Annotated in this window: 13 protein-coding genes; 10 read left to right on the top strand and 3 right to left on the bottom strand. The window is 60.8% G+C overall.

Annotated elements, in window-relative coordinates; genetic code table 11:
• Positions 1 to 132 precede the first annotated feature (132 nt).
• The 3 genes from ACKAMS_RS23120 to ACKAMS_RS23110 all read left to right on the top strand — a co-directional run bounded on the left by ACKAMS_RS23120 (position 133) and on the right by ACKAMS_RS23110 (position 3,868).
• Positions 133 to 1,539: a serine hydrolase gene (locus ACKAMS_RS23120; RefSeq protein ID WP_408989591.1), complete on the top strand. Its 1,407-nt coding sequence runs from the start codon at positions 133 to 135 to the stop codon at positions 1,537 to 1,539.
• A 255-nt stretch (positions 1,540 to 1,794) separates the two neighbouring features.
• Positions 1,795 to 2,181 (top strand): hypothetical protein, encoded by a 387-nt coding sequence (locus ACKAMS_RS23115; RefSeq protein WP_135000256.1) that lies wholly within the window; start codon positions 1,795 to 1,797, stop codon positions 2,179 to 2,181.
• A 517-nt stretch (positions 2,182 to 2,698) separates the two neighbouring features.
• Positions 2,699 to 3,868, top strand: coding sequence for a glutamate--cysteine ligase (locus tag ACKAMS_RS23110; protein ID WP_408989590.1), 1,170 nt, complete (start codon positions 2,699 to 2,701; stop codon positions 3,866 to 3,868).
• On the opposite strand, the gene ACKAMS_RS23105 is transcribed toward ACKAMS_RS23110, so the two are convergent.
• Positions 3,862 to 4,017, bottom strand: coding sequence for a DUF6131 family protein (locus ACKAMS_RS23105; RefSeq protein ID WP_003945912.1), 156 nt, complete (start codon positions 4,015 to 4,017; stop codon positions 3,862 to 3,864). The two genes, ACKAMS_RS23110 and ACKAMS_RS23105, sit on opposite strands and share 7 nt — an antisense overlap.
• A gap of 145 nt (positions 4,018 to 4,162) precedes the next feature.
• On the opposite strand from ACKAMS_RS23105, the gene ACKAMS_RS23100 reads away from it, so the two are divergent.
• From ACKAMS_RS23100 to ACKAMS_RS23090, 3 genes are all read left to right on the top strand, one after another.
• On the top strand, positions 4,163 to 4,366 hold the full coding sequence (locus ACKAMS_RS23100; RefSeq protein WP_003945456.1) for a hypothetical protein: 204 nt from the start codon (positions 4,163 to 4,165) through the stop codon (positions 4,364 to 4,366).
• A 77-nt stretch (positions 4,367 to 4,443) separates the two neighbouring features.
• Complete coding sequence (locus tag ACKAMS_RS23095) at positions 4,444 to 5,526, top strand: M48 family metallopeptidase (protein WP_019747189.1); 1,083 nt, start codon at positions 4,444 to 4,446, stop codon at positions 5,524 to 5,526.
• A 201-nt stretch (positions 5,527 to 5,727) separates the two neighbouring features.
• Entirely contained in the window at positions 5,728 to 6,762 is a 1,035-nt protein-coding gene (locus ACKAMS_RS23090) for a hypothetical protein (protein WP_019747188.1), read from the top strand.
• 37 nt (positions 6,763 to 6,799) lie between these two features.
• Here the strand turns inward: ACKAMS_RS23090 and ACKAMS_RS23085 are convergent, their stop codons facing one another.
• The gene (locus ACKAMS_RS23085; RefSeq protein ID WP_020906466.1) at positions 6,800 to 7,966 is read right to left on the bottom strand and encodes a MinD/ParA family protein; all 1,167 of its coding nucleotides are present in this window, start codon (positions 7,964 to 7,966) and stop codon (positions 6,800 to 6,802) included.
• 385 nt (positions 7,967 to 8,351) lie between these two features.
• The gene (locus tag ACKAMS_RS23080) at positions 8,352 to 8,522 is read right to left on the bottom strand and encodes a hypothetical protein (protein WP_158304199.1); all 171 of its coding nucleotides are present in this window, start codon (positions 8,520 to 8,522) and stop codon (positions 8,352 to 8,354) included.
• Positions 8,523 to 8,909: 387 nt separating this feature from the next.
• Here ACKAMS_RS23080 and ACKAMS_RS23075 point away from each other — a divergent pair, with 387 nt between their 5' ends.
• The 4 genes from ACKAMS_RS23075 (at position 8,910) to ACKAMS_RS23060 (ending at position 12,718) form a co-directional block, all read left to right on the top strand.
• Positions 8,910 to 9,440 carry a hypothetical protein gene (locus ACKAMS_RS23075; protein WP_029254615.1) on the top strand — a complete coding sequence of 177 codons (531 nt, stop codon included), beginning with the start codon at positions 8,910 to 8,912 and terminating at the stop codon, positions 9,438 to 9,440.
• Between the two features lie 108 nt (positions 9,441 to 9,548).
• Positions 9,549 to 10,982: a PepSY-associated TM helix domain-containing protein gene (locus ACKAMS_RS23070; protein ID WP_408989589.1), complete on the top strand. Its 1,434-nt coding sequence runs from the start codon at positions 9,549 to 9,551 to the stop codon at positions 10,980 to 10,982.
• 25 nt (positions 10,983 to 11,007) lie between these two features.
• Positions 11,008 to 11,508 carry a copper chaperone PCu(A)C gene (locus tag ACKAMS_RS23065; protein WP_047889154.1) on the top strand — a complete coding sequence of 167 codons (501 nt, stop codon included), beginning with the start codon at positions 11,008 to 11,010 and terminating at the stop codon, positions 11,506 to 11,508.
• Positions 11,501 to 12,718 (top strand): Dyp-type peroxidase, encoded by a 1,218-nt coding sequence (locus ACKAMS_RS23060; RefSeq protein ID WP_142006686.1) that lies wholly within the window; start codon positions 11,501 to 11,503, stop codon positions 12,716 to 12,718. Before ACKAMS_RS23065 ends, ACKAMS_RS23060 begins: the two co-directional genes overlap by 8 nt.
• Positions 12,719 to 12,736 lie beyond the last annotated feature (18 nt).

Below are 12,736 nucleotides of genomic sequence, written 5' to 3'. Positions count from 1 at the left end.
CAGCTTCACTATGCGTGTCACCACGACAAGTAGTTGACGGTACTCGAGGATGAATCGATTCAGTACTTCAGGCTGAGTACGTCTACACCTCAGACGGACGCGCGCCGAAGAGAACGCTGATGAAATGAGTCCATGAAACTCGAACACACACGCAGGAAGAGTCGCCCGCTCACGCTGGTGGCACTTGCCTCCGCAGCGGTATTCGCCCTCGCCGCATGTACTTCCGGGCCGGATTCTGCACAAACTTCGGACAACAGCACAAAGGTCTCCGCCACCGAGACACCCACGACAGTCACGATCCCCGACAGCCCCGTCGGCAAGCAGATCAGCTGGCTTCTCAGTGCGTTCAACACGAGCGCGCCATTGCCCCACGAAGAAATCGCCGAGCACTTCGGACCCACCGCACCAGTTGTCCTGACGCCTGCGGACTTCGACTCCATCCGAGCCGGACAGCCCTGGACAACAGTGAATTACAAGGGAGGCGATACCGACGGCACCGTTTCCATCACCAGTACCACCGGCGGCGCGTTCGACATAAACGTCGTCGTCGACGGCAGCGGGTTGGTCCTTGGAATGGCGATAACACCGACCAAAGACGATCATGTGCCTGCCGCATCGTGGCAAGAGCTCGAGGCAGCTGTCAAAGCACTTCCCGCGCCGACGAACTTGACCGTCACCGAGGTCACCGGCGGAAAGAACGCCGAAGTCTTCGGTGTCGGCGACACCTCACCACAGCCCACAGGGTCAACGATCAAGCTGTACGTTCTCGGCGCGGTCGCGACGGCTGTCCAGAACGGGACACTCTCGTGGGATCAGAAGCTCACCATCACCGACGACCTCAAGTCGATGCCCGGCGGGACAATGCAGGACCTGCCGTCGGGAACCGAAGTCACGGTCCGGGAGACCGCCGGCAAGATGATCTCGATCAGCGACAACACCGCCACCGACATGCTGATCGCTGCTGTCGGGCGCGAGCAGGTCGAGGCCGAGTTCGCCCCGATGGGCATGGCGGATCCTTCGCTCAACATTCCACTGAAGCCGACCCGCGCACTGTTCCAACTCGGCTGGGGCAACGATGGCGCACAACGTATCGCCTGGCGCGACGGAACCCCGGACGAGCGTCGAGCAATACTGGCGGCACTACCTGGCGGCCTGGTGGACATCCCGGCGTCAGCATTCACCACCCCCGCATGGCCTTTCGACATCGACTGGTTCGCCTCGCCCGCCGACCTGCGTGCCGCGTTGGTCTCGTTGCAAGAGATGGCGAAGACCGAGAGCGGTGCACCGGTTCGAGACATACTGGCCGAAGATCCGGCGCTCGGTGACGAGTCCGCGAAATGGTTCACCTACGGCGGATTCAAGGGCGGCAGCTCCATCGGGGTCCTTGCGGGTGCCTACTACGTGGAACACGACGATCGCGCCTGGGTCGTCACCATGCAAACTCATGGTGACGACGCTGCCCTGGTTGCCGATCCGGCTCTGTACTTCGATCCGGTCGACGACGCGATGCTCCTGATCCAGAAGGATGCGACCAGCTAGAACGATAGAAGGTTGAGATTTCGCAACAGTCTCCAACTGGGTTGACAGATGAGGTCCGGACACAGAAGCCGCTGTGCTTCCAGTGTCATCCGGATGCACAGCGGCTTCGCCAAGTCTTAGCCCGTGGGGGGCTCGGTCTCGTCCGACGAGAATCCGTCGAAGAATGCGATGACCTTCTGAAGAAGTGCCGCGATGTCGAAATCTTCCAAGCTACCCATTGCGTTCGTCCTTTCGTTTAACACTGGAGGATGAAACGTGCATCTTGCAATTTCCAATGTAAAGCATGAAAAGCATTATTTCTCGACCACGTGGCACTTCGGTTGCAAATACCTCACTCAGCAAGATATGAGCAAATCACCGCAAATAACAGCTCCCACCCGCAATATTTCCACTTTCCACAACCCATTAAATTCCCCAATTCGCAAGTGGGTAAATCTTGAGAAAAATTTCCGGACGCGTCGATTACGAAAGATTCTCCTGGTGAAACTCTCAATCCAAGACCACAAGGCAGAGGAAGTTGCGACACGGATGACACGCAGTTTTCCCGCTTCCAAGAGGCGCCATCCACATACATGGTGGGCATTCGGCGGCGATAACGAACCGTTAGCAACACAATCCCAGGCACTTTCTCCCACCTTCTGACTTTCACCCATGACCACTGGATATTCTCGCAGATGAAACGCAATACCAGTTCGAAAATTACATATCTTCAGTGGATACTGTGCACGCGATTAACTGATCAAATGTCTGTTGACTCACCGAGTCCCCACACTTCGCCAGAACTTCACATCCGAATGCTGGACGTTAGTTTAGATGGGTTCGTATTTCTCGAAATCTGCCCGATAAAGGCGGCCCCACGGATAAACCGCGACTGGACCGCCGCAGGCCACCAGGTCACGATCCGCGCCTCGACGAAGGGCGTGCAGGCACCCTCGCATGAGGGTGAAATCGGGGGTGAGACATGCCTTGGGGTCTCGTTTTACCGAGTCCGACACAGTACGTTTTCCCAGGCACGCCAGTCCCCAGATTCATACGGTGTGCAAGGGCTCGTTGACGCTTCCGAGATGTTGGCAAGACCGACCACAGGCCCCGTTCTCCCGACGAGAACGGGGCTTCCTCGGGTCGGTTTCCGCCTTCGACCGACCGGGTAGACGCGAGCATGGGCGCCACCTGCTCGACCGGATCCACCGCTGGCCGCTACGAATCGACGACCCCGACCGTCGGCGTCGAAGAAGAATTCATCCTCGTCGACCCGACATCCTGGCTGCCGTCCACCGACAATGCCGCGGTTGCGGAAACCGCGTCGACACTCGGTTTGGATCTTCAGCTCGAGTTGTCCCGCTGCCAAGTCGAGACCAACTCTCCCGTGTGCCAGAGCATCGACGAACTCCGAACCCACTTGATCGACATGCGTCGGCTCGCGGCGAAAGCGGCCGAGTTGAACGGCTGCAGGCTGTTGGCCGTCGGCGCACCGCTTTCGGGGCCTTCACGTTTCGAGATCAGCGACTCCCCTCGCTACCGCCAGATGGGCGAACACTTCGGCGCCCTCACCGCCGAACAAAGTATCTGCGGTTGCCACATCCATGTGGGCGTCGCTGATCAAGTAGAGGCCGTGCAGGTCTGCAATCACGTGCGCATCTGGTTGCCTGCCCTGCTGGCACTGAGCGCCAACTCCCGTATCCACCAAGGAGTCGACACCGACTTCGCGAGTTGGCGGGCGATCCAATGGTCCCGGTGGCCCGTCGCCGGGCCGCCGCCGTACTTCGAGACACCCGGGGACTTCGACACTGCGGTCGCGAAGATGGTGGATTGCGGCGTGATGCTCGACAAGCGGATGGCCTACTGGGATATCCGGCCTTCCTGCCACCTACCGACCGTCGAGATCCGGGTCTGCGACGTTCAGCCGACGGTCGACGACACCGTATTGCTTGCAGCACTTGTGCGCGCACTGGTCGCCACTGCACTGCGCGCCGTCGAACGAGGAGTCGTCGCTCCGCGCACTTCCCTCGAGAACCTCCGCCTCGCAACCTGGGTGTCCGCGAAGGAAGGCGTCCTGGGAGCGTCGATCGATCCGGTTACCACACAAAGAATTTCGGCCACGGAACAGTTGCACCGACTCCTGATCCATGTCCGTGACTCCCTCGACGAGACAGGCGAGTACACGAGCGTGGAATCAGCACTGCGCGACAAATGCGTGACCGGCGGCGGCAGCGACTGGCAACAGCGAACGCTTCGCCAGGTCTGCCTGCGGAAACTGATCGCACGTGCGGTTGAGCGCACCGTCCCGACGGGCACGGGTACGCATGACGGGTCGACCCCTGATCAGTAGTAATGCCTCCGACCACCGATAGCGTGCCCGGCCGCGCCCAGCGCGTACAGGATGATTCCGATCACCAACAAGACGACACCGATCGTCCAGAGGATCGGAATGTTCACCACGAAACCGATAATCAGCAGGATTACGCCGAGGATGATCATCACAAGCTCCTTCAGTGCGTTCACTCGGGCGGATACGCCCGCCTCGAGCCGCATACATCAGGGATACCCGTCGGCTGAGCGTTTCATACCCACTCTGACCGGGTATTTCGCTGGGCACCATAATATTTGAAGAATCGAGCCCGCCATGATGAGAATTGTGACTCTGATCGTTCTGATCTGGCTGATAGTCGGGGCCGTCGCGGCCGGCCAACGCGGCTACTACAGCAGTTCGCCGACCAACTGCGCCGGCGTCGGGACCATCGCGCTCACGGTCATCGCCGGCCCGCTGAACTACTTCGGCGTCAACCCCAAAGTCACGGATTGCACGCTCCCCCAGCCCACCGAGTGAGCTGCCGGACATCCGCGCTAAACCGACTAGTCGTTACCCTGGAGGTGAGTCGACACACATCGAAGTGAGGGGCCACCATGACCACTGCACCAGATCGCACCCGAATCGAGTTCCCGGACATCAGCTCGCGTGCGTGGGAACACCCAGCCGATCGGGCCGCATTGGTGACGCTCCGGACGCTTCGGGGGTTCGACACTGTTCTGCGGACGCTGTCCGGACTGCTCCAAGAACGTCAGCACCGCCTCATGTACCTCGCCACGTCAGTGCGAGTCGACGAACGCCAGTTCAGTGACCTGAACGATCTGCGCCGTGACTGCGTCGAGATCCTGCAGGCCGACGAGACACCAGAGCTGTTCGTACTCCAGACCCCGATGGTCAACGCCTTCACCATCGGCATGGACAAGCCGTTCATGGTGGTCACTACTGGTCTGCTGGACGTGATGAACTACGAGGAGCAACGGTTCATCATCGGCCACGAACTAGGCCACGCACTGTCCGGCCATGCCGTGTATCGCACCATCTTGATGCATTTGATGCGACTGGCCGGAACCATCGGATGGCTGCCGGTCGGCGGATGGGCACTGCGCGCGATCATCGCCGCCCTGATGGAATGGCAACGCAAGTCCGAACTGTCCGGCGATCGTGCAGGACTACTGTGCGGCCAGGACGTACACACAGCGATTCGCGTGCAGATGAAATTGGCCGGCGGATCCCGAGTCAGTGAAATCGACATCGACGCGTTTCTCGCCCAGGCCGCCGAGTACGACGCCAGCGGCGACCTCCGCGACGGTGTACTCAAGCTCCTCAACATCGAACTGCTCTCTCACCCGTTCTCGGTGCTTCGCGCCGCCGAACTCAAGAAGTGGGTGGACAGCGGAGACTACGCCGCGATTCTGCGCGGAAACTACCCCCGCCGCGGCGATGACGACGGAGCGAAGATCAGCGACGAGTTCAAGAATGCAGCCAAGACGTACAAGCAGAACTTCGACGAGTCGGAAGACCCCTTGGTCCGGATGGTGCGCGACATCGGTAGCGGATTGGGCGGTGCCGTGGGCGCCGTCGGGAACGGCGTCGGCGACGTAGCGACGGACATCAAGGAACGATTCACTCACTGGCGCAAGAGTTCCGACAGGTCGAAGGGCACTGACGACGCCGATTAAGCAGAATCGGGACCTGCCACCGAAGGCAGTCGGCGGCAGGTCCCGGGTTCTTGGCGTGAAGGTGATGCAGGCTTCCCTCTGCACCACCCTCACGTTCACAGACAGTACCAGCAGTCGAACAAACATGCGAACTGAAAGCGGTCGTGTCGAATCACCAGTTGTCGGGTACGCGGCATAGGACCACTACAGAAGGGAGCCGACATGCATGCTGGGCGGCTGAAGAAGGTCGGTTCGAGTGACGGCCCGTTTGCCTCCGTGTACTTCGAAGACGTCCGCAACCGGGAAGATGCACGCGAGCGCTTCGAACTCGAATGGCGCTCGATGCGCAATCAACTGACGAAACAGGGAGCATCGGAATCGCTGATCGCGCGACTGGACGAGGTGAAGGACAACCATCACGGCATCTCAGGTCGCGCCGGACGCGCGATCGTCGCCACATCCGAGGCAGTGCTGATCGACGATATTCTGCTCGAACCTGCCGGCTCCACCATCGCGACCTTGGGCGAACTGCCCTACTTGATTCCACTGATCGCACACGGATACGACACCGAACCGTTCCTCATCGCAAAGGTCGACCACACCGGCGCGGACCTGTGCGTGCGCGATGCTCGCGGGCGTGACGTGTACGGCGAAACGGTAGACGGCGACGGCTTCCCGGTCCACAAGGCACACGTGGGCGGCCAGGAGCGGTACACCGACAGCCAAAGCCTCGTGGAGGAGAACATCCGAAAGAACCTGACACAGGCCGTGGAGCGCGCGGCGGCGCTCGCCCGCGAACACAAGGTCGCACTGGTGGTCGTGATCGGAGAAGTACAGTCCCGCAAAGCTTTTGCACAGCTCCTACCGTCGACGCTACGGGTGGTGGACGTCGAAAAAGGTTCGCGTTCAGTCGGTTCGACACCCGCCGAGGTGTCGAAGTCGATTCGTGAACTGATCGACACGCAGCGACTACGCAGAATGGATGCGGAAACCGAACGCTACGTCGCAGAGCAGGGCCGGGACTCCGGCCTCTCCATCGACGGGACCGCACGCGTCCTCGACGCCCTCGAGCAGGGCAAGGTCGAGACACTGCTGCTCACCGATCCCGACGACAAGGAAGTCACCAGTGGAAAGCTGATCGGGCCCGCCGATCGCGTACTCCCCTACATCGCAATCGGGACCGGCACCGAGCTGGTACAGATCGACGAACGCCTCGTTCTCGCCGACGGATACGGCGCGATACTTCGGCACCCCTGAACACCGGCCCGATGATCAGATTCGGGGGCGAGCACGTTCAGCGAGAAGCGTGCTTGCCCACCGAGTCCGGGAAACCGTCGGCAATCGCTGCGACGAGTTCCAGATATGCCCGTGCAGTGCGCTTGTTCAACAATTTCAAGTCGATCGGACCGCCCTCACCGAGGTGATCGTCATAGGGCAACGTCTTGACCGCTCGCACTCCACGCTGAGCGAAAACGTCCTCGAGTTGGTCGAGGTCGAGCGAAGACGAACCCGGCCGCGTCGCATTGATCGCCACGACCGACCTGCTCACCAGATCTGCGTATCCGTGCTTGGTCAGCCAACTGAGCGTTGCTGCAGCACTACGGGCACCGTCCTGCGCCGTCGGGCTGACGACTACCAAAGCGTCTGCTTCGTCGAGAATTCCGTACATGGCCGAGTGCATGATTCCGGTGCCACAGTCGGTGATGACGATGTTGTAATGCACCTCGAGAATTCGCAGAGTATCGAGGTAGTCCTGCTCGTTGAAAGACTCCGAAGTTTCCGGATCTGCCTCACTCGCAAGGATTTCGAGTCGGCTGTCGCCTTGCGAGGTGTAGTAGCGAACATCGCTGTACGTACGAATGTCACCGTCGGCCAACAGATCACGAACGGTCAGGTGATGTTCACGTCGTTCACGATCAGCCAGAGTTCCCAGGTCAGGATTGGCGTCGATGGCTACGATTCGATCGCCACGGATCGACGCGAACGTCGAACCGACGGTCTTGGCCGCCGTGGTTTTTCCCACACCACCCTTGAGTGAGATGAAAGCAATCTTGTACACGCCGCGCACTGTTCGGTTGGCACGGCGCACCAGAGCTTGATGTTCGAGTTCGGCGGCCGACTGCCCAGTGTTGATCCGACCCCCGGTGAGTTTGAACAACACACTGCCCAAACCGCGTTCGGGTGGACGCTTCGCCCGCTTGATGATGTCCAGATCGTCGACAGAGGTCATAGCCCTGGGCGTCGAGGTCCGAAAATCGGTCGGCTCTTCACGACGTTGCTGGCGCATCCGCTGACTGGGCAACGGTTTTGCCGCAGGTTCGTCGAATTGCGGCGTGAAGGTGACGGTTCGAATCGACGTTGCGTAACCGTCGTCGGACGCGTCGAAAAGGCCGTCGCCCTGAGTCGTTCCGGAGTTGTTCCCCAGGACTCCGTTATTCGAACCGTTGTTATCGCTGCGCACCGTTTTCCTAGGTCGAGTTCGGAATCATTTCGGACATAGCCTCTCGGACGCTATCACTCTGGCGGGCTTGCCGTTCTCTGCTCAATACCGTCACGGCACAACAGACCGTTACACCCGCACTTCGATGACTTTGGTCCCCACGCCTGTGCCGATCTCAGCAAATACGAACGTCGTAACGATATGCGGCACAGATATCTTCATCTGCCGCTGAAAACAGCCTTCCGCAATGTCAGGGCAAATCCCTTGGTAACAAACGAGAAAAGGGAGGGTGATCACCTGGGCGATCGCCCTCCCTTCATGGACAAGTGTTCAGCTGCTGCAGAATTCCGCGCTCTCGAACGAAGTGCCCCCAACCCTACGGATCACTCGTACCATTCGACCGTCATCACGGGCAGAGCACACTCTTCACGTATGCACCACTCGGTTTGACGGTGCCGTCCGACCTCACTGCGCCGAAATACGACTCTCGATCCGTCGTTGCCCCGTAAGGCGCGTAGTCGTTGAGACGGTAGAAGATGAGCGGCCCCAACCAAGACTTGGTTTGCTTGTCTGCCATCGCTGCCTGATAGATCTCGAGTTGACGTGCTTCGCGGACGCTGTCCGGAGTCCCACTTGTAGGCGCCCCGAACTCGGTAATCCAAATCTTTTTGCAGAATCTCCGTTGGCAGTCATGATTCCGCGAAGGCTCGGCCGAACGATCCCGCCGCCCGCGAACGACTCGACACTCATCTGAGACCACGAGTTCCAGTCATGTTCATCGGTAGGCAGCGCCGGATACGAGTACGGATGATGACCGACAGCGTTGAACGATGACCGTGCACCATTCGTATACAGGGATTGCAAGAATGTGAGTGGCGCGACCTGACTGCCGTCAACGGCGTCAAACCGACTCGGCCGGGCTCGACTACTAGCCCTCGTAGTAGCTGCCTGTATCCTTTCGCGTATGACGCCGGGTCCGAAAGATGTCGCGCAGCTGCGCGGCGCTTTCGTGGGCGGTACCTCCGGCGCGGTTTCCGTCGCAGCCCACGCGCTCGGTGGCGGCGGCATGGCCCCGTCCGAGAGCGCGGTGGTGTTGTTGATCCTCGCGTGCGCGAGCGTCGGCGCGGTGGTCACGTCCATCGACACTCGCCGATCCCCTGCCCTCTTGCTCGCCCTTATGCTCGCTGCGGGTCAGGCCATCGGTCACGCGACATTGACCATCGCTTCGGATCATCAACACGGCCTGCTCCTGTCGCTTCCGATGCTCGCAGCGCACATCGCTGCCGTCGGAGTGTGCGCAGTTCTGATCCGCGGCGCAGAACGCGGGTACGTCGTGGCGGCATCGACGGTGGCGGCAATCGTCGCCGTCCTATTGCGCCCGTGGGCACCTGAACCCTCGCCGTTCACTGCGCGTACTCGATACCGCGCCAAAGTTGTTCTGCGTCAACTTCTCACCTCAGGCCTGGGCACTCGCGGCCCACCGGCATTCGTGTAACTCACCTTCCCTTTCCTCTCACGCACGTGAATACGTGCGCCACTTTGCTGTGCGCCTTTATTAACCGCCCGCGGTTAATAAAGGCGCACGGCGGGATCGAGTACACGCATGTCCGCACCCGAATTGGAGCGCGCACAGACACGCGCTTCCAACGACAGCTCTCCCCCGAAGAAGCAGGTCGGCGGCGCCAGACCGCTGATTCTGCGCCTGCACTTCTATGCCGGAATCCTCATCGGGCCGTTCATCCTCATCGCCGCGCTGAGCGGTGGTCTCTACGCGATGGCGCCCACCATCGAGAAATTCGTCTACAGCGACTACCTCCAGACCGACACCACCGGACAGATCGCATCACTGAACGACCAGATCCGTTCCGCTCAGCAGTACCGCCCTGACCTGACCGTCTCGGCAGTACGTCCGTCCCCTGCGGCCGGAGAAACCACGCGGGTCCTGTTCACCGATCCGTCGTTGGGCGAATCGGAGAGGCTCGCAGTCTTCGTCGATCCAGTGCTTGCACAGCCGGTCGGCGAGCTGGCGGTCTACGGAAGCAGTGGTTCGTTGCCACTGCGCACCTGGATCTCTCAGCTGCATCGCCACCTTCATCTCGGTGAACCTGGCCGCCTCTACAGCGAATTGGCCGCGTCGTGGATGTGGGTGGTCGCACTCGGTGGCGTCTACCTGTGGTTCCGTCAATACCGCACCGCTCGGAACGCTCGACTGCTCACGATCGACCGAGCATCCGCCGGACGAAGCCGGACCCTGAACTGGCACGGTGTCGTCGGCATCTGGATAGCAGTTGCATTGGTCTTCCTCTCGGCGACCGGCCTCACGTGGTCGACCTACGCCGGAGAGAACGTCAGCAATCTGAGAACCGCATTGAGTTGGACGACGCCCTCGGTCGTGAAAACTCTCGGCGACGCTCCACCACCGGCAACGGGCGGGCACGAGGGTCACGACATGGCCCCCGCCGCCGCCGCCGGCACGCTGACAGACACCAACGTCGGACGTGTCGACACCGTCCTCGGTATCGCCAGGTACAACGGGATCACCGGTCCGGTCGAAGTATCGATACCCGCCAACGCCGAGACGGCGTTCACCGTCGCCCAGACGCGTCAGCCGTGGGTGTACAGCAACAACACCATCGCAATCGACGGAGCGACGCAGAAGGTCACCGACGAGTTGTGGTTCTCGGATTGGCCACTCGCAGCCAAACTTTCGGCTTGGGGAATCCAGCTCCACATGGGCCTGATGTTCGGCCTTGCCAACCAGATCGCACTCACCGCACTGGCACTCGCGTTGGTCAGCGTGGTCATTCGTGGCTACATCATGTGGTGGCGCCGACGCCCCACCCGTGGCTCCGACTGGGCTGTCGGCCGGGCCCCTGCCCGCGGCGGGATTCGCAACCTCTCCCCGCTCAGCATTGTTGCGCTGGTTGCGGTAACCGCACTGGTGGGCTGGTTTGTTCCGCTACTCGGCATCAGCCTTCTCGCATTCCTGCTGATCGACGTTTGCATTGCGGCGTTCAAACGCCGCGCCACCACCTGACACCTCACGAATCACGGAGACACACATGACTGTTCGAACAAAGATATTCGCAGCTGTTGCACTGACCGCAGCTCTCGCCTTGACCGGCTGTTCTTCGAACTCCGACAACGAAACCGAAGCCGCACAATCCATCACAGTTCAGGATCAATGGGTCAAGGCGGCGCCGGAGGGAATGAGTGCGGCGTTCGCCGAACTCGTCAACTCCAGTGACAAGGACGTACGGGTGGTCTCGGCAACCAGTCCCGCGTCATCGCGACTGGAACTGCACGAGGTCGTGACCGGGGACGGCGGCACGATGACGATGCGCCCCAAGGACGGTGGGTTCCTGGTCCCTGCCAACGGGTCCGCCAGCCTCACCCCGGGTGGTGACCACCTGATGTTCATGGACCTGTCCGCGCCGCTGCTCCCTGGCGCAGAAACCGACCTCACTTTGATCTACGACGACGGTTCCAGCACCACGTTCACAGCCCAGATTCGCGACTTCTCCGGTAATCAGGAGAACTACGACCCGAATCACGGTGGCTGAGAACACGAACCCGCCCGGCCGAGCACTCAGCCGGCGGCGCCTTCTCGGAGGAGGTGCCGCCGCGCTCGGCGTCGCGGGAATAACCTGGGGCGCAACCACAGTGGTCGAGCGCAGCGAACACGAGCAGCAAGCAGGCAAGCTGGTGGAACCGTTCTACGGCGTCCACCAAGCTGGGATCGCCACCACTCCGCAAGCGCACGGCACGTTCATCGGGTTCGACCTCTTGCCTGGAGCCGATCGAGCTGTGGTCGTCGGGATCATGAAGATGTGGTCCGAGGATGCGTCACGGCTGACCGCCGGTAACCCGGCGTTGGCGGATACCGAACGGGAACTGGCCGTGGATCCGGCCCGCTTGACGGTGACCGTCGGCTACGGCCCTGGCCTGTTCACCAAGCTGGGATTGCAAGCACGTCAACCGGACTGGTTCGAGCCGTTGCCGAGCTACGAGATCGACCGACTTGACGATCGATGGGGCGGATCGGACCTGTTGCTGCAGATTTGTGGCGACGATCCGGTGACCATTGCTCATGCTGTGCGAGTTCTGACCAAGAACGTCCGATCACTGACGACAATCCGGTGGACGCAAAAGGGATTCCGCAACGCTCGCGGCACCACGCCCGAGGGAACCACGATGCGCAATCTCATGGGCCAAGTGGACGGGACGGTCAATCCGGCTCCGGGAACAGTGGATTTCGATTCACTGATCTGGCACGACGGCGCCGGTCAACCGTGGCTGGCGGGCGGAACCTCGTTGGTACTACGACGCATTCGCATGGAAATGGATACCTGGGACGAACTCGATCGCTCGGGGCGTGAACTCACCATGGGGCGCACGTTGTCCAATGGCGCTCCGCTCAACGGAACCAACGAATTCGACGAAGCGGATTTCACACTCACGGACAAGTTCGGCATTCCGGTGATCCCGCCAGGATCACACATCGCGCGAGCCCACCAGACGCATGAGAAGGAGCAGTTCTTCCGTCGGGCATACAACTACGACGACGCACCCGAGGGCGGGCAGACCTCGAACTCGGGATTGATCTTCGCAGCATTCCAACGGGACATCGCCGAGCAATATCTACCGGTCCAACAGCGATTGAGTGACTTCGACGCACTCAACGAGTGGACGACGCCGATCGGTTCTGCGGTGTATCTCATTCCGCCGGGATGCACCGAGAACGACTATGTGGGAAGCGGATTGCTCGGCTGACAACCCCGGGTAACGACA

The organism is Rhodococcus sp. 5A-K4 (assembly GCF_046097995.1).
In the GTDB taxonomy this organism is placed as follows: domain Bacteria; phylum Actinomycetota; class Actinomycetes; order Mycobacteriales; family Mycobacteriaceae; genus Rhodococcus_F; species Rhodococcus_F erythropolis.
The sequence above is the reverse complement of the archived record's forward strand: the minus strand, read 5'-3'. Positions and strand labels throughout refer to the sequence as shown.